Source organism: Rhodoferax lithotrophicus, from assembly GCF_019973615.1.
Classification (GTDB): Bacteria; Pseudomonadota; Gammaproteobacteria; order Burkholderiales; family Burkholderiaceae_C; genus Rhodoferax; species Rhodoferax lithotrophicus.
The window spans coordinates 3310336-3330108 of sequence record NZ_AP024238.1; the positions used below are offsets into that span (position 1 = coordinate 3310336).

The following is a 19773-nucleotide window of genomic DNA, read 5'->3' on the forward strand; positions in this document are numbered from 1 at the left end:
AGCCTAGTCCAGCGCGGGGTTACGCACCAGAAACATCGGGTTCAGCCACTCGGGCGGCACTTGGCGCACCTTGCGGCTGAGGTAGCGCACATGGGTGGTTTTGTGGTTGCTGACCTGGTCGGCCAGCACCATCTCCAGCACCATGGTCGGGGCAGCGGGTTTGTCCATCACAAACGTGGCTTGTTTGGCCAGTTTGTCGGACAGCACATACAAGTCGGCCCGCACCGGCTCAAAGCGGGTTTTACCGACCCACAGCTCAATACGCTGGTAGGTCACGCCCTTGCGGGTGGCGTTCAGGCTCAAATGCAGGCAGGTCTGCTTGGCCGCCACCTCACAGGGTTCTTCGCCCACCAGTTTGCCCGCATAGTCGTCGGCCCAGCTCATGGTGGCAATGTCGCCGGTGGAGGCATCACCCAGCAGCTTTTGCATCGGGGTGATGCGCAGCGGGCGCTGGCTGCCTGGCATCAAAAGCCAGAAGTCGTCGCTCAGCATCAGCACCTTTTGGCCTTTTTCAGCCGGGCTTTGCATCACCACCAGGGACTGGCGTTTGGCTTGGGCAAACACGGTGTAGCGGCGTTCCTTGTCGGGTGTGCCATCGGCATTAAGCACGTTGATCTGGGTGTCCACCTGCAGGTTCTCGGCGGTCATGCGGAATTTGTCGGTGGCTTGAAGGACGCTTTGCACGTCCTGAACCTGAGCCTGAGCCATGGCTTGGGCTGCCAGCAGGGGCAAGAGGTAGGTGAGTTTCATTTTTTGTCCTTTTGAGATGTTTATTGGGTTGTAGCGCTTTATTCGTTTGCGTTGGTAGCTCTTGTTTTGGTAGCAATCATTGCTTTTGTAGTCCCCCCCTCACCCCCAACCCCTCTCCACCCCCGCCGGGGCGGAAAGGGGGGGCTAACAGCCGTATTTGGCCGAGGGTTTGAACGGTGGCAAGACAACGCGTGAGTTTTGTAGGTTCATGTTGACTATTGCATATGAAATTGGCCTCTAGTGCTTGTCAATAATGCGTAAGCAGCTATCAAATTTGATTTTCTGTAGAAACCCAGCCCTTTGGGCGATTGCTGTGGAGATAGAAAACTTCGCCCAGGTACAGGGCTTCCACGCGGGTCGGTTCCACACAAGTCGTTGGCATCTCCAGTACGCTCCAAACTGCCCCACGGCGTGTAAGACCTCGGTTTACAGCGTCGGCCAAATACGGTTGTTAGGCCCCCCTTTCCGCCCCGGCGGGGGTGGAGAGGGGTTGGGGGTGAGGGGGGGATTACAAAAGCAAGCACAACACCACCGCAATAAAAACAAGCATCAGGTATGCGCCAACGCATCCACCACCGCCATGTTCACCGTCTTGCGCGCCACCCAGGCCGAGGCGGCCATGGTCAGCAGCACCATGGTGAGGATGGTGACCAGGAACATCATCGGGTCAACCGTCACATTCAGCGGGTAGCCGACCGAGCGCCCAGGTGGTGGTGGCATGTCGATGGGCACCACCAGCAAGAAGGCTGACCCGGCCAGGGCAATCAGTGCGCCCACCAGTGCGCCGACACCACCCAGCACCATGCCCTCCAGCGACAGGGTGCGCAGCATCTGGCCGGGCAGCGTACCCAGGGCGCGCAGGGTGCCGATTTCACGGGTGCGCTCGATGATGGCCATGGACATGGCATTGGTCACCACAAACACCACAATCACCGCAATGATCATGCCTAAAGCCCCAAAAATGCGGTTGTACAGGTTTCGCACCGCCTTGTAGAACAGCGCCTGGTCTTCCCAGGTTTGCACCGTCAACTCTGGGTGAGCCTGGGCCACCTGGGCCTGCATCGGCTGGGTCTGGGCCATGCGGTTCAGGTAGACCCCCAGGGTGCTGACTTTTTGTGTGTTCAAGAGGCGCTGGGTGGTGGCAATGTCGGCGTAGATCAGGCGTTTGTCGATCTCCGGGATGCCAATGGAAAAGATGCCTTTGACCCGCACGTCCATGGCGTTGAGTGCGCCCTCGGTGGTGCTGGCCAGCAGGGTCAGGCTGCTGCCGGGTTGGGCTTTCAGGTTACGGGCCAACACGTCACCCAGCATCACCTCGGGCTCGGTCGAGCCACTGGCCAGCACCTGGCCGGCTTTGACGGTCATGAACGGGCCTTTGATGGCGAATTCACTGTCGGGCTCGACCCCCAGGCCAACCATGACAACGGATTTGTCGCCGTTGCTGATCAGGCCGCTGAACTCGATCTTGGGCAGCACACTGCGCACATTCGGGTCGGCCAGCAGTTGCTGGCGCAACGCGGTGGCGTTGTCGATGCCGTGCTGCAGCGGGGTTTCTTCGTCCTGGGTGAACTGGGCCGGTTGGCCCAGCACCAGGTGGCCGGTGTCACGCGCCGCGGCTTCGGCCAAGGATTCGTAGGTGTACAGCGCAAAACCACCGGCCAGCAGGATGCCCGCCGTGCCCAGCGCGGCAATCGACACCGTGACCATCGAGCGGCGGCGGTTGCGCAAGGTGTTTTGCACGGCAAATTTCAACCACATGAAGTTCATGACAATTCCTTTTTTTGTTTTGGATGTGCTTGTTGGCCGGGTCTCGCCCCGGCGGGCGAGGCACTTTTCTTTGCTTCGCCAAAGAAAAGTACCCAAAAGAAAGGCGAGCCGAATGCGTCGCCGTCACTGCGTGCCGGTTCGCTGCGTTGCTCGGTCTGGGCGGGGGGCCGCTCGAACTCGCTGCGCTCAGACAATCGCGTCCCCTGATCCGCCCAGCCCTGCGCTACTCGCCGACGCACCACGGCATAGGGGACAGCACTGCTCGCCCGGCTGCGCCGGGCATTGCAGCGCGGGGTGTGCCACGCACCCCAGTGCAATGTGGCGCGCAGCGCCACGAGCACGGGGTTTTGGGTCCCCTCTGGTTGCGCCTGAGTTGTGACGGTTGGGCGGGAAAAAGAACCGCGATTGTCTGAGCGAAGCGAGTTCGAGCGGTTCCCCGCCCAACCGTCGCAACTCAGGTTGCCCGCAGCATCGCTGCGGGTCGCAGACAGTGGGGTCGCCCTTTCTTTGGTTACTTTCTTTCGGTGAAACGAAAGAAAGTGACTCGCCAGCAGGGGCGAAATCCCGGCAACCGCCTCGCACCCCACAACCACCAAGCCATTGCGTTTTTGGACATGTTTTAGGCCTATAGCCCAATCAATACCTGCGCAAACAGCTATTCCATTCATAGCAAACTCCCATCCAGCAAAGCCAGCACGCGGTCGCAGCGTTGGGTCAGACGGCTGTCGTGCGTGGCAATCACAAAGGCGGCCCCTTCGGCGTGGCAGCGTTCGCGCATCAAATCCAGCACCTGATCAGCGGTGTGCGAGTCCAGGCTGGCGGTGGGCTCGTCGGCTATCACCAGCTTGGGCCGTTTGACCAGCGCGCGGGCAATCGCCACGCGCTGGCGCTGCCCGCCGGACAAGGCATCGGGCCGGTGGTGGGCGTGGTCTTGCAGGCCCACGGCTTTCAGTTGGGCTGCCACCCGCTCGCGCCGCTCGGGCGCACTCACCCCGGCGATGAACAGCGGGTAGTCCACGTTCTCGGCCACGGTCATCACCGGCACCAGGTTGAAGTTCTGGAACACAAAACCCAGCGCATCACGCCGCAACAGCGTGCGCTGCACTTCGTTCAGGCCGTTGACAGGCTGACCACCGAGCACGATGTCGCCCGTATCCGGCGTGTCAATCAGGCCGCACAGATTCAGGATGGTGCTTTTGCCGCTTCCGGATGGGCCGGTGAGGGCCAGCAGCTCACCGCGCTCTACACACAAGTCCACCCCTTGCAGGGCCGGGATCACATGCTCGCCCAAGCGGTAGGTTTTGTGCACCCCGTGCAGTTCAATGACGGCCGTTGTGGTGGCGCTCATGATGCAATGGCCTTGAGTTGGGTGCGGGCAGCTTCGGCCTGCGGGGCGTTGGCCTTGATGACTTCATCCAGGTACTTGCGGGCATCTTGCGGGCGGTTTTCTTTGCTGGCCAACTGCGCGGCGGTCAACCATACATTGCCCCTGAATTCAAGCGGTGCCACCCCCAGCAGCGGGCTGGCCAAAATCTCTTCGAGCAGCTTGGCACCCCGTGCGCCACGGTTCATGAAACCAGGCACCGCCAGAAAGGTATTGGCGGCTACAAAACGCACTTCCAGTGTGGCAGGCACGTCGTGCTGCTGCGGGGCGTTGTGCGCCGGGGTGAGCAGCGTCAGCGCCTTGTCCAGCAAGGCCAGGCCATCTTCGGCGTAAGACATTTTGGACCAGGGCAACCAGGTGGTGGTGGCTTTCATGGTTGTAGTCGCACCGGCATACGCCATCAGCACCGGGTTGAGGGGCTCGGCTTTGAGCAGGGCCTCAAAAGCCTCGGCAGACTTGCCAATGGCCGCTTCATGGCCCGCTCTGGCTTGCTGAAACTGGGCCAACGCGCTGTCAAACTGGGCTGGCGTAGCCGCCATGGCAGGGCTGGCCAGGCACACGGCGCTGGCCAGCAGCAGGCCGTGTGTCAGCCGGGTAAACAACAGGTCGGTCATTCAAATACTCCTTGAAAAATGCAGGGGGGTGAATGGGGACGAACTTTAGGGCGCACGCGGCAGTGACACTGCTGCTTTGCGACGAGCTGCAGCCTGACGGTGCCAAGCACCGCCGGTACGCCGTGAAACCCTTGTCAACCGACGCAGTACACCCTCTGCGCCCGCCTAAGCCATGGGCAACCGTGGGATGATGGAGCCCCAGATCACCCCTGCAAGCCCTATGTCTGAAGCTCTCACACTCCAATCGCTGCCCCTGTTCCCGCTGAGCACCGTGCTGTACCCCGCGGGTTACCTGCCCTTGCAGATTTTTGAGGTGCGTTACCTTGACATGATCGGCAAGTGCTTCAAGGCCGGGGCACCCTTTGGCATCGTCACCTTGAACAAGGGCCAGGAAGTGCGCCAGGCCCCTGCATCCAACGCCGCCCCTGACGACACACCCCAGGAGCTTTTCTACCCTACGGGTACCCTGGCACGTATCACCAGCCTGAGCCGACCCCATCCAGGCTTGATGCTGATCCAGTGCACCGGCCTGCAACGTTTTGAAATCACCCAGCATGAGCTGCTCAAGCATGGCCTGTGGGTGGCCAACGTCAACGTGTTGCCGGATGACCAGCGTATTACCATTCCTGAAGACCTGCAGCCGGTAGCCAAAACGCTGGAGCGCGTCATCACCACCCTGCAAGCCCAGGGCACCACCGCAGACCAAATGCCGATGCAGCCACCTTACCAGCTGGACGACTGCGCCTGGGTAGCCAACCGCTGGTGCGAGCTGCTGCCGATGCCCCTGGAACTGAAAAACCGCCTGATGTCACTGGACAACCCGCTGGTGCGGCTGGAACTGGTGAGCGATTTGCTGGAACGCAACGGCATTTCGACGTAAAGTGTCGGCTCATAGGAGTAATTTGCCATGAGCATTCGCTACGCCAACGTCATCAACCACTTGCCCGAAACCAAAATGCGGCTGTATCCCACCAAGGTGATCAACATCATTGGTGGGCCTGGTAGCGACAAGTCACTGTTTTCAGCGGCCATCATTCTTTACCTGAGCCTGCATAACAAGACGGTTGAAACCATTCCCGACTACGCCAAATCACTGGTCTGGCAGCGCAATTTTGAAGTGCTGAAAAACCAGTATTTCATTGCCCAGCGGCAGTATGAAATGCTCAACCTGATTGACGGCCAGGTGCACTTTTTGATCACCGAATGCTCCCTGCCCCAGGTGCTGTTTTACAACGAGAACTACGCCGACAACATTTGTGATGTGGCCAAAACCCGTGAGCAGATTCTGGAGTGGTACCGCCAAAACGACAACATCAACATCCTGGTGCAACGTGGCGACAAAAAATACGTGCGCACCGGACGTTTTCAGGACGAAGAACAAGCCAAGGAAGTGGATGTGGGCCTGCGCGAAATTCTGGAACGCGAACACCTGCCCTACACCCTATTGCCGCCGGATGTGAACGCCATCAACACCTTTGCCGAGGCCCTGCTGGCCTGAAAAGGGGCTTTGCAAGCAGCCTTATACCGGGCGCAAACCTTCGGGTAGCCAGTGGCCCAAGGTGGCATTGATACCGGCCTCATGGCGCTGCCACCAGATGCCCAGGCCAATCACCCCCAGCCCCAACAAGCTCAGCGTAAACGGAAACATCAAGCTGTCGCCAAACACCTTGTAAGACAAGTGGCCCAGGTAAATAGCCACACCCAGGCCGCCAAACACGGTGAACACACGCCGCCCCAGGGCCGCACCGGCGAACACCAGCACCAGATTGATCACGCAATACACCAGCTTGCCCAGCTCTGAATGGGAGTCGCGCAGACTCAAGCCGCCCCAGAACATCAGCGTGCCAAACAAGTAAAGCCAAAACGCGTAGTCCTGCCGCCATTCAGGCTCGGCGGCACGCCTGCTGCGCACATCCACCCACAAGGCCATAAACACCGTTGCAATGCCAAACACCAAAGACACGTCACGGGTGAACTGCCAGTCCCACTGCCCGGTGTTGCTCCAGATGGCGTGCGCCACGTCCATGTTCATGTACCACAAGGTCACCGCAATTGGCATCACCATGAACGGCAGGCGGTAGCGCCACAACATCACCACGCCGGCGGCCAGCGTGGCAAATTCAAGCGTGAGCCAGCGCCAGTTGATGTGGGTGTGGTAGGCCGAATAACTGTTGGAGCCACCCGGTGGCCACCAACCCAAGCCGTTTTGCACCGCCCACACCACCAGCGGCACCAGCACCACGGCCAGCGTAGCCAAAATGCCCGCCGGTACCGGCAAATGGCGGCCTTTTAAATGATCAGCCACCTTCAGGCAAGCCAGCAAATAGCCCAGGCTGATCAGGGTCAGCCCCCATGGCCCGAAAGACTGCCAGCCCAGCGTCATGAACAGGGACATGGCCCCAATGGCCACCATGCCGCCAAAGTAATACAAGGTATTGGTAAAGCTGAACTTTGGCCCGGTCATGGGGGGCGCAGTCTGCGGCCTCTCCGGCGCTTCGGGTTCGTCCGGCTCAACGGGCACCACGCCACGGCGAGCATCGGGTTGCGCCGCCAAACGCTGCGGACTGTCGGGAAAGGCCCACCCAGCCCACAAGGAATGAACCTCAGACGGAAGAATGGCTCCGCGCTCAACGGCCTCTTCAAGGTCTTTCCAGCTGAGTTGAACCCGCACACCAGGTGCAAAAACATCTTCGGCACAGGTATCAGCGAATCGGGTGGCTTGCCAACTGGCAAAGGTGTCGGGGTAATCGGTCGACATAAAAGGCTTCCTGCGGTTCAGTATTTCCTCAAGCCAAACCATACCTCAAATAAACCGAGCCAGCGCCGATGATTGCGGTTTTTCATACAGGCCTGCACCAGTGGTGCCCGACTAAAATGAACCGCATGAGCACCACCACCCCCGCCAACCGTCACGCAGCTGCCCCGGCCGCAGCCCCAGAAGCCACCAAAGTCAGCAATTTTTTGCGCCAGATCATCGAATCTGACCTGGAAAAAGGCACCTACGCCAGCCGCCGCTGGGGCGGTAGCCCCGGCGATGCCGCGCACCACGCCGCAGGCCAGCCCGATCCGGCCAAAATCCGCACCCGTTTCCCGCCCGAGCCCAACGGCTACCTGCACATTGGTCACGCCAAAAGCATTTGCCTGAACTTTGGTCTGGCACGCGACTACGGCGGCGTGTGCCACATGCGCTTTGACGACACCAACCCCGAAAAAGAAGACACCGAATACGTCAACAGCATCCTGGACGCGGTGCAATGGCTCGGCTTTGGCTGGGATGCCAATGGCACCAGCCACCTGTTTCAGGCCAGCGACTACTTCGACTTCATGTACCGCGCGGCCGAATATTTGATCGAAGCTGGCCACGCCTACGTGGACGAGCAAACGCCCGAGCAAATGCGCGTGAATCGCGGCGACTTTGGCAAACCCGGCATCGACAGCCCCTACCGCACCCGCACCCCCACCGACAACCTGGCGCGCTTTCGCCAGATGCGTGACGGCCTCTACGAAGACGGTGCCATGGTGCTGCGCGCCAAGATCGACATGGCCAGCCCCAACATCAACATGCGCGACCCGGCCATCTACCGCATCCGCCGCGCCACCCACCACAACACCGGCGACAAATGGTGCATCTACCCGATGTACACCTTTGCCCACCCGATTGAAGACGCGCTGGAGCAAATCACCCACAGCATCTGCACGCTCGAATTTGAAGACCAACGCCCGTTTTACGACTGGCTGATGGAGCGCCTGTGCGAAGGTGGCCTGCTGGCTGCGCCATCACCCAAGCAATACGAATTTGCCCGCCTGAACCTCAGCTACGTCATCACCAGCAAACGCAAACTGGCGCAACTGGTGTACGACCACAAGGTGAGCGGCTGGGACGACCCGCGTATGCCCACCATCGTCGGCCTGCGCCGCCGTGGCTACACCCCGGCCGCCCTGCAAGCCTTTGCCGAACGTATTGGCGTAACCAAGAGCGACAGTTGGATCGACTACGCCACCCTGGAAGGCTGCCTGCGCGAAGACCTGGAGCTGAAAGCCCACCGTGGCATGGCCGTGCTGAACCCGGTCAAACTGGTGCTGACCAACTGGGACGAACTCATGGGCGCAGGCCACCTGGAACCCTGCACCCAGCCCGCCCTACCCCACCCACCCGAAGGCGTCGAAAGCCCCACCCGCCACTTCACCATCGGCAAAGAGGTGTGGATTGAGCGCGAAGACTTTGAAGAAGTGCCGCCCAAGGGCTACAAGCGCCTGTTCCCTGGCAACAAGGTGCGGCTGAAAGGCGGCTACGTCATCGAATGCACCGGCTGCAACAAGGATGCGAACGGGGTCATTACCGAAGTGCTGGCCACCATGGTGCCCGACACCAAAAGTGGCACCCCCGGCAGCGACAGCGTCAAGGTCAAAGCCGCCATCAGCTGGGTCGGCGCGGCCAATGGCGTGACGGTAGAGGTGCGCATGTACGACCGCCTGTTCCTCGATGCCCACCCCGACGCGGGTGGCAAAGACTTTTTGGAGAGCTTGAACCCGAACAGCCTGAAGGTGGTTTCGGCGATTGTGGAACCGTCACTGGCCAACGCCCTGCCGGGGCAGAACTTTCAGTTTGAGCGGCATGGGTACTTTGTGGCGGATCGGGTGGATCATGTCACTGGTTCAAAACCCGTGTTTAATTTGGCGGTGGGGTTGAGGGATAGTTGGGGGAAGTAAGTTTGTGTGATTAGGGACGTAGCGCGTTCTAGCCAAGAATAATAGATTTGGGAGAGTAAGAGTGATACGCCTACCGATACTTTTTGAGGAAAAATTAAAGCAAAACCCAGAGTTGATGGCTGATGTTCGGAAAACTCTGGATCATTTTGAACCGTGGCTTGAACAGAGTGGCATGCCCTTCTTCCCTGGTTTTACGGACCATAGTCCTAGACACATCAATGAAGTTCTCGTAACTGCATCTAGCTTGATTTCGGACGAAGCACATGCATTGTTGAGTCCCGAAGATATTACTGTTTTGGTTCTGGCCGTTCTCCTCCATGACTCAGGAATGCACCTCACACAAGACGGTTTTCGTGCGCTGGTCCAAAAGAAATTGACGACTCTAGTCTCTGGTTTAGGAGATCGTCCGTGGAATCAACTCTGGACTGAGTTTCTATCCGAAGCATCACGGTTTGGCGAAGATCGTTTGAATAATATTTTTGGCGACTCCGAGCCATTCAATTTCTCCCAGTTGGACCTAACAGACCTGTCTGAAAAGGACTGCTTGCTGTGCGGGGAGTTTGTGAGACGTCACCACGCGAGACTGGCACATGAAATAGCAGTCGACAGAGTTCCGATGACAAATGGCTTGGGGTTAGAGATTATTGGTTTGGACATTGATTTGAAGGACTTGGCGGGTTTAGTAGCTCGTAGCCATGGCATGTCTATTCGATCAACATTTAGCTACATTGAAAATAAGTACGTCCGGATTGCCGAATATAGAAACATCAAGATCCCTTATCTCATGGCGATTCTGCGAATATCGGATTACGTGCAAGTAAAAAGTGACCGCGCCATCAAGTCGCTTTTAAGCATTAAGGAGCTTAGAAGCCCAATTTCACGTCAAGAGTGGCGAAATCACTTTGCTGTTCGTGATGTGACAACCCGCGACAAAGACCCTGAAGCAATGTTCGTGCACGCAGCACCTGCAGATGTAAAAACTTATCTTAGGCTGACTAGCCTTTTTAAAGATATTCAACGTGAATTGGATGACAGCTGGGCGACCATTGGGGAAGTCTATGGTCGCATGGGAGACCTATGCAAACTCGGCATAAACATTCGACGACTTCGATCAAATCTAGATGACCAGCATCATTTTGCAAGCACTGTTTCCTATATTCCACGCAAAGCAAGCTTTGCCACCTCCGGCCCGGAATTGCTCAAGCTATTAGTTGGCCCGCTATATGACTATAAATTCGAAATCGGTATTCGTGAGCTTGTGCAAAATGCAATTGATGCATGTAAAGAGCGATCTGATCTAAACGGTGACAGCAATTGCAATGTGGTTGTGGAAATCGATGAAACCGCTGATGGATCTGGTTGGGTTTGCGTAACCGATACCGGCGTTGGCATGACTCTGGATACAGTAACAAATTATTTTTTGATCGCAGGCGCTTCATTCCGAAACAGCGATGTTTGGAAGCAGCAGCACACTGATTCAAACGGAAAATCCAAAGTCTTGAGAGGTGGACGCTTTGGCGTAGGTGCACTGGCAGCTTTCCTACTGGGAGACGAAATTAGTGTTAAAACTAGGCATGCAAACAGCAGCGAAACTGATGGTCTAGAGTTTTCAGCAAAAATCGATGACCCAGTTATTGAGCTGAAAAAGGCGAAGGCTCCAATAGGAACATCTATTCGAGTATGGATTAGTCAACCCGATGTAATGAAAGTGCTTCGTCCTAAGCAAAGCATGGAACATGAATTATTTGAAGAAAATATAAAAATCGAACTCGACACATGGGATGCGGTTGATTGGTTTGCTCAGAATAACCCGAATATTTCATATCACTGGGCAGGCTTCGTGGAACAGTGGAGCACCGAAACAAATTCAACTAGAAAAGTGAGGCGTGAAGCTAGTTTCACGCCAAAAAAATACTTAGTTCCAATTGACACAGATACTCAATGGAACGATCTTCCGACTCCTGAACCATACAAGAGAATCGCTTGGCAACATCCGCCTGAAGAAAATCGGAAAAATGGAGATACAGAGTACCGAGTGAGATCAAATTCAAAAATTGTCGTCAATGGAATACGTGTCGAGACTATCAATAGATACCTAAATAATTCGCTTTCTCTTACCAATGAGAATAAATTCGAGGGGCCAGACTTCAAAATAATCAGACCATCGATCGCGATTTATGATCCCTCTGGCATATGTCCTATAAACCTACAGCGTAGTAATGTTGCCTTTGATCGAATGGGGTTTGATGATCTCCTCGGAAGAGACATCTTGCAGCGATTCATGGAGAAAGTGATAGTAGAAGCCCCGAAGGAATTGACCGTTAAAAGCTACTTCGAATACGCAGAGGCCATCGGGTCTGTACATGGTGTCGAATTTGAACTCAGCATGGCGCCACCAATTTGCGCCACGAACAAAGGCGTATTCCTAGTGACGCCTCGTTTTTTTGAATCTTTAAAGATAGAACGTCTTTTCTTTGTCAATGCAGACGCTGCATCAACCGCGCGCCTTGCCGGTATTTTGTCTGATGGCGAGGCATTGATATTTGCAAAAGATCACAATTGGGGCGAGCAAGCAAGACTGGCTTGGTTCCGGTCAATTTATGGAAGTTTGACTGAAGCATGGCGTGCCAATTCCAGGGGATTTCCTGAGCTACAGCATGTAGGCGAACTTGGAATTATCAAAAACGCAACTTGGAACCTTGCAAACACAAAGGGTAAAGTGGCAAAGCAAATATTGAAGAGATTGAGCACAAATTCAATTTCAAAAACAATGATCTTTGTTCGAAGTAACAATGTGACGTCGACGATCGCAGAGAAACATTTGTTGCAGATTCAAAGCATTTTTCAAAAGCTAAGCGATGTTTGTGAAGTCTCCGTCTGGCTCCTTCAACATTCGGCCAAAGGGGACAGCACAATAAAGTCACCACTTTGTGAAGAATGGTTGCGCACAGTTGGCGCTCCGCTGCTCGAAATCTCGTAGAGCAGCAGTAACATATCCGTCGACAAGACACCCGGACTAAAAAACGATATTCGGGGTCAGATTCCAATTGATTAGACCGGAGTCATTCAGTTTAGAGGGAGAGCACAAAAATGGCCAAGTTTCTAACCACCACTGGCACCAATTACCACCTCGAAGAACTGATCAAAGGCGCATCAGACCGCCTGATCCTGATCAGCCCCTTCCTCAAGCTCAACGACCGCATGAAAGAGCTGCTGGCCGACAAAAACCGGCTGAAGATCGATGTGCGCATCGTCTACGGCAAAAGCGAATTGCAGCCGCAAGAGATTGAATGGCTGCGCGGCCTGACCTACATCCGCACCAGCTTCTGCAAAAACCTGCACGCCAAGTGCTACATGAATGAAGAGCTGTGCATCATCACCAGCCTGAATCTGTATGAATTCAGCCAGGTCAACAACAACGAAATGGGCATCCTGATTCAGCGCAGCGAAGACAGCCAGCTCTACAAGGATGCCTATGAAGAGGCACAGCGCATCATCCGCATCAGTGATGAAGTGCGCATTTCGCTGGAGCGCGTCACCAGTGCACCCGAGGCGGCCAGCCGGGAGGACGACAAGGCTGCGGACAGCGCCCATGCAGATGACAAACTGACCTCTTCCAAGATCGGGCAAAAGCTGGGTTTGAAGACAGCGCAGTTTCTGGATCGCGCCACCGAACAAGGCTTCTTGCTGTTCGACGGCGAAAAACACACCGTGAGCCCCAAGGGTGAACAAGTCGGTGTGGAGTTTGTCGCCAAGTCCCGCTTTGGCCCCTACTTTTTGTGGCCTCAGGATTTTTGCCTGGGCTGATGGATGAAATCTAATGGCTTCATTATTTATAGCTGCTTGCGCTTATCTAATAAGCACTAGAGGCCTATTTGTCATATAAATTCACCATCCTGAACGAAGACCAGTCAAGCGGAACCATCACCACCATGCCCGTCGTCTTCCGCTACAAATCTTTCCGGTTTTTCTTCTATTCCAACGAAGGAAATCCTCGTGAATCCATGCACATTCATGTCCGTAGCGCTGACGGCGAGGCCAAATTTTGGTTGACTCCCACCATCTATCTGGCAGACAGTGACGGTTTTGATGCACGCACATTGCGCGAACTGCTCGGCATCGTCACCGCCAACAAGGAACTCATCGAAAGGAGCTGGAATGAACACTTCGCCTAAAGCCGTGCGCTTCGACGACGACAACCTGTGGGTAAGTCTGGCCGATGGCCGCACGATTGCCGCACCGCTCGCCTGGTTTCCGCGCCTGCTGCAGGCCACCCCGGCGCAACGTGCACAAGTTGAGTTGAGCAAAGAAGGGCTGCACTGGGACGCGCTGGATGAGGATATTTCCGTAGCTGGCCTGCTGGCAGGTCAGCCCGACTTGTCGCGGCGCGGTGCGCATTTGGCGGCGTAAAGACCGGTGCGGGTCAGGGTGCGCAAACGGCTGTGAGGATGCGCAAGGTATGCGGTGTATCGACCCTGGTTTTGGCGGGCTTGTCTCTCTGACATTGTTTTGATCGTGCCAATTTCGCTATAAATTTGAAAGCTACCTGCGCTTGCCATGTATTGACTTGAGGCAAATTTGGCACATAGTCGGCTAGCACCGTTAAACTTCAACCCATGCCAAGCCAAACCACTCAATCTCCCGCCGTTTTGAGCGCCGCCCGTGACTTTGTGCGCCGGGTCGCTTTGGCTTGGCCGCTGCAAAGCGCCATGCTGTTCGGCAGCCAGGCACGTGGCAACGCTCGTGTAGGCAGCGACACCGATGTGGCGGTGCTGTTACAAGGCAAGCCCGGCGACTTTGTAGCCACCAAGTTGGCGCTGGACGACGTGGCCTACGACGTGTTGCTGGACTCTGGCATCCGCATCCAGCCTCTGCCCATTTGGGAAGGAGAATGGGCGCACCCCGAGGCCTATAGCAATCCGCGCCTGCTGGAAAACATTGCCCGCGAGGGCTTGGCGCTGTGACTGCGCAAGAGTTGATGGCAAAGGCTGAGCGTGCCTTGGCTTCTGCCCAACTGCTACTGAATAGCGGCGATGTGGATGGTGCTTGCAACCGGGCCTACTACGCCATGTTTGACGCAGCCAGGGCCGCACTGCTGACGGTTCAAGCACCAGTCCCGTCAGAGGTATCACGCACACACAGCGGTTTGATCTCTGCATTCAGCCTGCACTTGGTCAAGCCCGGTTTGGTTGCAGTGGAACATGGCCGATCCCTGAACAAGGTGGAGGATTTGCGTCTGATTGCGGACTACAGAGGCGACCCCGTGACTTTGGATAACGCTGCCTGGGCATTGAAACAGGCGCACTATTTCTTGCAAGCCGTGCAGGCACTCCAAAACCACGACTGACGCACAGGGCTCATCAGGCTTTCGCCCCAGCCGCCTTGCGCCGCACATGCAAATGCGTCTGCACCGCATCCCCCTCGCCGCTCTTGACTTCTTTCACCTCCAGATACGCCGATTGCTGACGGATCAGTTCGCCCAGTTTGGCCACGCCATAGTTGCGCGGGTCGAATGAGGGGTGGCTGCGGTTGATCTGGCTGCCCAGGGCGGACAGCGTGGTCCAGCCGTCTTCGCGGGCGATGGCATTTAAGGCGTTCAGGATCATCGGTTTGAGCTTGGGCAGCTCGGCCACCGGCTCCTGGTCGGGTTTGATTTCTTCGGGTTCGGTGCGCAAAATTTCGGTGTAGATGAACTTGTCGCACGCGGCCACAAAGGGCTCGGGCGTTTTGCGTTCGCCAAAGCCGTAGACCACCAGCCCCGCCTCGCGGATGCGGGTGGCCAGGCGGGTGAAGTCGCTGTCACTTGACACTAGGCAAAAACCGTCCACGCTGCCCGCGTGTAACACGTCCATGGCATCAATGATCAGGGCCGAGTCGGTGGCGTTTTTGCCGCTGGTGTAGGCAAACTGCTGAATCGGCTGGATGGCCATAGTGTGTAACACGTCTTTCCAGCCTTTCAGGTTGGTCGTCGTCCAGTCGCCATAGGCCCGCTTGATGGTGGCCGTGCCGTAGCGCGACACTTCGGCCAGCAGCTCCTGGATGACGGAGGCCTGCGCGTTGTCGGCATCAATGAGCACGGCAAGCTTTTGGTTGGGGTTGGTGGCCATAGGGTTCCCTCCATTGTGGTGGCCTGATGGTACAGGTTTTAATGCTTTGTTTTTTATAGCTTCTTGCGCTTGTTTTATATGCTCTAGAGTTCAATTTCGCTATTTATTTTGTACCGCATACAGCGCCAGGAGAACCCCACTGGTGGCGGCTGTCGCACGGGCTGGGGAGTCCGGTTGCCGGGCTCCCCAAGGCTTTGCAGGTTCTTAGAATGGATGACCCATCGTCCTATGAGATCCCTCGTCATGCGTGCCAAAAAATGGTTTTCTACGGCAATTTTTGTAAGTATCACGCTATCGACGATTTTTTCAGCGCTGGGTGTTCAGGCCTATGAGGTAACAGAAACCGACGTGCGGGAGTCTTACAACTTCAGTGTGGCCATTGCTGAAAAAACGGTTTTTGAGGTCAGCCACATCTTGGTGAGTGACCAGAAAACAGCCAGTGGTTTGTCTGGCAGGTTGGTTGACGGGGAAAGTTGGGACAGTCTGGCTGAAAATTATTCCACCGACCCAGGTAGCCGCAGCAAGGGGGGACGTTTGGGGTGGCATTTTTCACGTGATTTCGTTGAACCCTTTGCCAAGGCTGTCAGGGGGCTGAAGCCGGGCACTGTCTCGCGCCCGGTGCAAACACCTTTTGGCTGGCACTTGATCAAGGTACTGCGCACGCGGCCTTATGTGCCAGCCTCTTTTGACAGCGTTCGAGCCAAGCAGGAAGAGATGTTAAAGAAGCAGATAGCCTCTATTGAATCAAAGGGTGGAGACAAGGCCTTGCTCAACAACGACATCAGCAAGGCAGCCTTGTCTGCACCCGTGCTGCGCCGACTCATCGAACTGGGGGCCGATGTCAATAGCACAGGTGCGTCGGGGAGTTCGCCCTTGGCGCTGGCCTGCACACTCGGACTGGTCACCGAGGCGCAAACCTTGATCACGGCGGGGGCCGCGGTTGACGTGCCGGATCGTGGGTCTCAGACTCCTTTGCACTTGGCGGCCTTGTCGGACAAGACCGGGGCCATTGCTGCGCTGCTGCTGCAAAAAGGGGCGACAGTTGGCCGAGAAGACAGCAGCGGGATTGCGCCGATCCACTTTGCTGCCATGGCGGACAACAGCGAAACAATTCGTGTGTTGCTCAAGGCTGGCGAATTTCCTGATCACCTCTCCAGCGAGAAGATGACACCACTGATGTATGCCGGCAGTACCTCATCACCACGCGCCATCTCTGCATTGCTGGACTCCGGCGCGGACCCGCTTGCCGTCTGGACCGATCCGCAAAGCAAGGTGCCACTGCAGAAAACAGCACTCGACATGAGCCTGCTGTCCTCTGGCAATACGCCGAAATCGGAACAAAGTCTGGAGATGCTTCGCAAAGCGGCAAGCACTGAAGCGCTGAAACGAAGTCGCAACAGTTTCCGGGCTTTCATCAGCCAGGATAACCAGCGCGTTGAAGTAGGCAAGGGACCCATCTTGCTGAAGAAGAAACCGTTTGCAATCACGTTTGAGGCGGTTGGTGCGCCACGTGTAGCCGCTGTGGCCATTGACCTTGGCGAAACCACTCGCAACACGGCGGCCGTGCTGGATCGCCTGCAGCCGCAGATGCGTTCTGCCATGCGGGCCATGGCAGAGGAGCCCAGGGATTCCACCTTGTTTGTGTTCTCGGGGGACGACCCCGAGCCTGGTTTCCAGAGTTGGGGCAACAACGATGAGCGCCCTGATTTTGCAAGCTACAAGCAGACAGCCACGGGGTATGTCGCCACCCGGCAGATCAACAGTCTGGACGAGATTCCCGTGGGGGATGTGTCGCCAAGCTCCCCCGGACCGGTCACCCACAAGCTGGGCCAGGCGAACAGCCTCAAACCAATGCTGCTGGTGCTCTTCATTCCCGAGAGCCTTGGTGTGTTTGAGTATGCGGTCAAGCAGCTGGTCAGTGGGGAGATTCGCTGGGTCGCCCCATAAACCCTGAAGCCAGCTTCTGCCATGGCTGCCAGATCGGCGCACGAACCGTCCCAGGGATTTGATGACATGGCCCTGTCATCAAGGCTACATATTTAGTCCGCATCATTGACGTTCTCAAGCGTTGGAGCCTGCCCTCAAGGGCAGATTCTTTTTTTACTTTTGGAGCGACCGTCAATGAAATCCACCCCTGAAACCTCTCGCCGCCGTGTTCTGCAGATGCTGGCTGGCATGCCCATGTTGCCGCTGGCAGGCACCCTCTCGGCCTCCAGCGTGCTGTTGACTGCTTGTGGTGGGAGCGACTCTGCCGCCCCCGTGACGGCCGCACCCGCCACCTACAACGGTGTGAGCTTTACCGCCATGGCTGCCCCCAATCTGAGCAATGCCGCAGCAATGGCCACCACCACGGTGGGCTCCAGCATGACGGTCAACTTCAGTGATGCCAGCAAGCTCGACATCAAACTCACTTACCAACCGTTCTTCATCACCGGCACCCAGGTGCCTGATGGCAGCGGTGGCACCATCCTGGCTGGCGGCTATTACGACATTTACGGTCAGCCCATCATCGACAACACGGTGCTGACATCACCACGCCAGTATTTCTCTGACTCACCCGACGGCACCTCGCTGCTGACTGTGGCCAACGCCAAGGTCACGGGGGTCAAGGGCAACACGGTATTTGCCGTGGTGCAATTTGAATACACCACCTGGGCACAGGATGGTGTCACCCCCATGTATGGCAAGTTGCCCTCCCCCATCGCGGTACTGACGCTGGATCAAGACCCTGTGACCGGCCAATTGAAGCTGGTCAAATACCATAATGTGGACACCTCTGCAGTCAATGGGCTGTGGATCACTTGTGGTGCCAGCCTGTCACCTTGGGGCACCCATTTGTCGAGTGAAGAATACGAGCCCAACGCCTTCACCGCCGCCACGGATGCCCAGTTCAAAGCCTTCAGCACCAACCTTTACGGTAGCGCAACGGCCGCCAACCCTTACAACTACGGTCATCTGCCTGAAGTCACCGTCAATACGGATGGCACCGGCTCAATCAAGAAACATTACTGCCTGGGCCGCATCTCGCACGAGTTGGTGCAGGTCATGCCGGACAACCGCACGGTGTTCATGGGCGACGATGCCACCAACAGCGGTTATTTTGTGTTTGTGGCTGACAAGGAAAAAGACCTGTCGTCAGGCAGTTTGTACGTGGCCAAGGTTGGCGCGGGCTTCAGTCTGGACCCGGCTGCCGCAGCTGCACCCCTGACCTGGATCAAACTGGGCTCGGCCACCAGTGCTGAAATCAAAAAACTGGCGACCACACTCAAAGCCACCGACATCATGGATGTCAAGACCACCGACCCCCTGGATGCCACCTACACCAAGGTCAACGCCAATGGCAAGACCGAATGGATCAAATTGGTCGCTGGCATGGAAAAAGCAGCCGCCTTCCTGGAAACCCATCGTTACGCTGCGTTGGTGGGAGCCTCCATGGGTTTCACCAAAATGGAAGGGACAACGGTCAACGTCAAGGACAAAGTGGCTTATTCGGCCCTGCAGAATTGCCAGGCCTCCATGGTGGCGGGCCACGCCTTGAACACCGTGGGCAATGGCATCAGCATAGCCAAACAATTGGTGGCAGGTGCCGTGATGGCGCTGAACCTTCAAGGGGGCCAACTGGACGACAAGGGGGCGGCCATCAACAGCGAATGGATGCCAGTGGATACCAAGGCCTTGATCACCGGCGAAGACATCACCGCCGATGCACTGGGCAACACCGCCAACCCGGACAAGATTGCCAACCCGGACAACCTCAAGTTCTCCGAGAAGATGCGCACGCTCTTTATTGGTGAGGACAGCGGCCAACACGTCAACAACTTCCTGTGGGCCTACAACATCGACACCAAGGTGTTGTCACGCATCATGTCGATCCCGGCCGGTGGCGAATCAACCGGCCTACACGCGGTGGATGAACTCAACGGCTGGACTTACATTATGAGCAACTTCCAGCACCCAGGCGACTGGGGCAGCATCCACGGCGTTGTCAAAGGCACGCTGGACCCACTGATCAAGGCCAACTACAACAACAAGGCAGGTGCCGCTGTGGGCTACCTGACGGGCCAAGTGGCGCAGATGAAATTGTCAAAGGCTTGAACTGGGCGGGCTTGGCTTTCAGCCCAAGCGCTCACCCGATCTGACTCTGGCCCGCTGCCTGCAAAGGCCGCGGGCCTTGTCCATTTGACCTTGTTGACCCAGACCTTTTCGGCAGCGGCAACAATGTCAGGCTTTGAATCTTGAGGTTTCTGCCATGGACAAACACCGTTTTGTTGAGAAAACCAGTTGGCTACGCCCTTACACCCGCTGGGCCACCCGGTTTTCTCTGAATGCGCCGCGCTGGCTGCCGGGTGTGCTGCGCAACGCGCCGCTCAAGTTGTCATCCCTGGTGCTGCGCGGCTACCACCGGGCCTTGCGCTGAGCGGGTTTGACAGCAGTCTGGGCG

At 56.7% G+C, this 19773-nt stretch carries 18 protein-coding genes; 12 read left to right on the forward strand and 6 right to left on the reverse strand.

Annotation, left to right across the window (positions count from 1 at the left end; translation table 11 throughout):
- Positions 1-3: 3 nt before the first annotated feature.
- From LDN84_RS15225 to LDN84_RS15240, 4 genes are all read right to left on the reverse strand, one after another.
- Positions 4-750: an outer membrane lipoprotein-sorting protein gene (locus tag LDN84_RS15225; protein WP_223904287.1), complete on the reverse strand. Its 747-nt coding sequence runs from the start codon at positions 748-750 to the stop codon at positions 4-6.
- Between the two features lie 549 nt (positions 751-1299).
- Entirely contained in the window at positions 1300-2517 is a 1218-nt protein-coding gene (locus LDN84_RS15230; protein ID WP_223904288.1) for an ABC transporter permease, read from the reverse strand.
- A 664-nt stretch (positions 2518-3181) separates the two neighbouring features.
- Entirely contained in the window at positions 3182-3865 is a 684-nt protein-coding gene (locus LDN84_RS15235; protein ID WP_223904289.1) for an ABC transporter ATP-binding protein, read from the reverse strand.
- Complete coding sequence (locus tag LDN84_RS15240; RefSeq protein ID WP_223904290.1) at positions 3862-4515, reverse strand: hypothetical protein; 654 nt, start codon at positions 4513-4515, stop codon at positions 3862-3864. The genes LDN84_RS15235 and LDN84_RS15240 overlap by 4 nt, the downstream gene beginning before the upstream one ends.
- Before the next feature lie 220 nt (positions 4516-4735).
- Between LDN84_RS15240 and LDN84_RS15245 the strand changes: the two genes are divergently transcribed.
- Both LDN84_RS15245 and LDN84_RS15250 read left to right on the forward strand, forming a co-directional pair.
- Positions 4736-5395 (forward strand): LON peptidase substrate-binding domain-containing protein, encoded by a 660-nt coding sequence (locus tag LDN84_RS15245; protein WP_223904291.1) that lies wholly within the window; start codon positions 4736-4738, stop codon positions 5393-5395.
- 27 nt (positions 5396-5422) lie between these two features.
- Positions 5423-6013: a hypothetical protein gene (locus LDN84_RS15250; protein ID WP_223904292.1), complete on the forward strand. Its 591-nt coding sequence runs from the start codon at positions 5423-5425 to the stop codon at positions 6011-6013.
- Between the two features lie 21 nt (positions 6014-6034).
- On the opposite strand, the gene LDN84_RS15255 is transcribed toward LDN84_RS15250, so the two are convergent.
- Entirely contained in the window at positions 6035-7273 is a 1239-nt protein-coding gene (locus LDN84_RS15255) for a DUF2157 domain-containing protein (RefSeq protein ID WP_223904293.1), read from the reverse strand.
- Between the two features lie 125 nt (positions 7274-7398).
- On the opposite strand from LDN84_RS15255, the gene LDN84_RS15260 reads away from it, so the two are divergent.
- The 7 genes from LDN84_RS15260 (at position 7399) to LDN84_RS15290 (ending at position 14572) form a co-directional block, all read left to right on the forward strand.
- On the forward strand, positions 7399-9225 hold the full coding sequence (locus LDN84_RS15260; protein ID WP_223904294.1) for a glutamine--tRNA ligase/YqeY domain fusion protein: 1827 nt from the start codon (positions 7399-7401) through the stop codon (positions 9223-9225).
- 61 nt (positions 9226-9286) lie between these two features.
- Entirely contained in the window at positions 9287-12205 is a 2919-nt protein-coding gene (locus LDN84_RS15265; RefSeq protein ID WP_223904295.1) for an HD domain-containing protein, read from the forward strand.
- A 110-nt stretch (positions 12206-12315) separates the two neighbouring features.
- A complete protein-coding gene (locus LDN84_RS15270; RefSeq protein ID WP_223904296.1) occupies positions 12316-13032 on the forward strand; it encodes a phospholipase D family protein in 717 nt (238 codons plus the stop codon).
- 125 nt (positions 13033-13157) lie between these two features.
- Complete coding sequence (locus tag LDN84_RS15275; protein WP_223904297.1) at positions 13158-13400, forward strand: DUF4160 domain-containing protein; 243 nt, start codon at positions 13158-13160, stop codon at positions 13398-13400.
- Positions 13384-13635 carry a DUF2442 domain-containing protein gene (locus LDN84_RS15280; protein WP_223904298.1) on the forward strand — a complete coding sequence of 84 codons (252 nt, stop codon included), beginning with the start codon at positions 13384-13386 and terminating at the stop codon, positions 13633-13635. The genes LDN84_RS15275 and LDN84_RS15280 overlap by 17 nt, the downstream gene beginning before the upstream one ends.
- Before the next feature lie 206 nt (positions 13636-13841).
- Positions 13842-14189 (forward strand): nucleotidyltransferase domain-containing protein, encoded by a 348-nt coding sequence (locus LDN84_RS15285; protein WP_223904299.1) that lies wholly within the window; start codon positions 13842-13844, stop codon positions 14187-14189.
- Between the two features lie 14 nt (positions 14190-14203).
- On the forward strand, positions 14204-14572 hold the full coding sequence (locus LDN84_RS15290) for a HEPN domain-containing protein (protein WP_223904300.1): 369 nt from the start codon (positions 14204-14206) through the stop codon (positions 14570-14572).
- Positions 14573-14585: 13 nt separating this feature from the next.
- Here the strand turns inward: LDN84_RS15290 and LDN84_RS15295 are convergent, their stop codons facing one another.
- Positions 14586-15332, reverse strand: a complete 747-nt coding sequence (locus tag LDN84_RS15295) for an NYN domain-containing protein (RefSeq protein ID WP_223904301.1) — start codon at positions 15330-15332, stop codon at positions 14586-14588.
- A gap of 243 nt (positions 15333-15575) precedes the next feature.
- On the opposite strand from LDN84_RS15295, the gene LDN84_RS15300 reads away from it, so the two are divergent.
- The 3 genes from LDN84_RS15300 (at position 15576) to LDN84_RS15310 (ending at position 19749) form a co-directional block, all read left to right on the forward strand.
- Positions 15576-17279: an ankyrin repeat domain-containing protein gene (locus LDN84_RS15300; protein WP_223904302.1), complete on the forward strand. Its 1704-nt coding sequence runs from the start codon at positions 15576-15578 to the stop codon at positions 17277-17279.
- Between the two features lie 174 nt (positions 17280-17453).
- Entirely contained in the window at positions 17454-19427 is a 1974-nt protein-coding gene (locus LDN84_RS15305) for a PhoX family protein (RefSeq protein WP_223904303.1), read from the forward strand.
- Positions 19428-19581: 154 nt separating this feature from the next.
- A complete protein-coding gene (locus LDN84_RS15310; protein ID WP_223904304.1) occupies positions 19582-19749 on the forward strand; it encodes a hypothetical protein in 168 nt (55 codons plus the stop codon).
- Positions 19750-19773 lie beyond the last annotated feature (24 nt).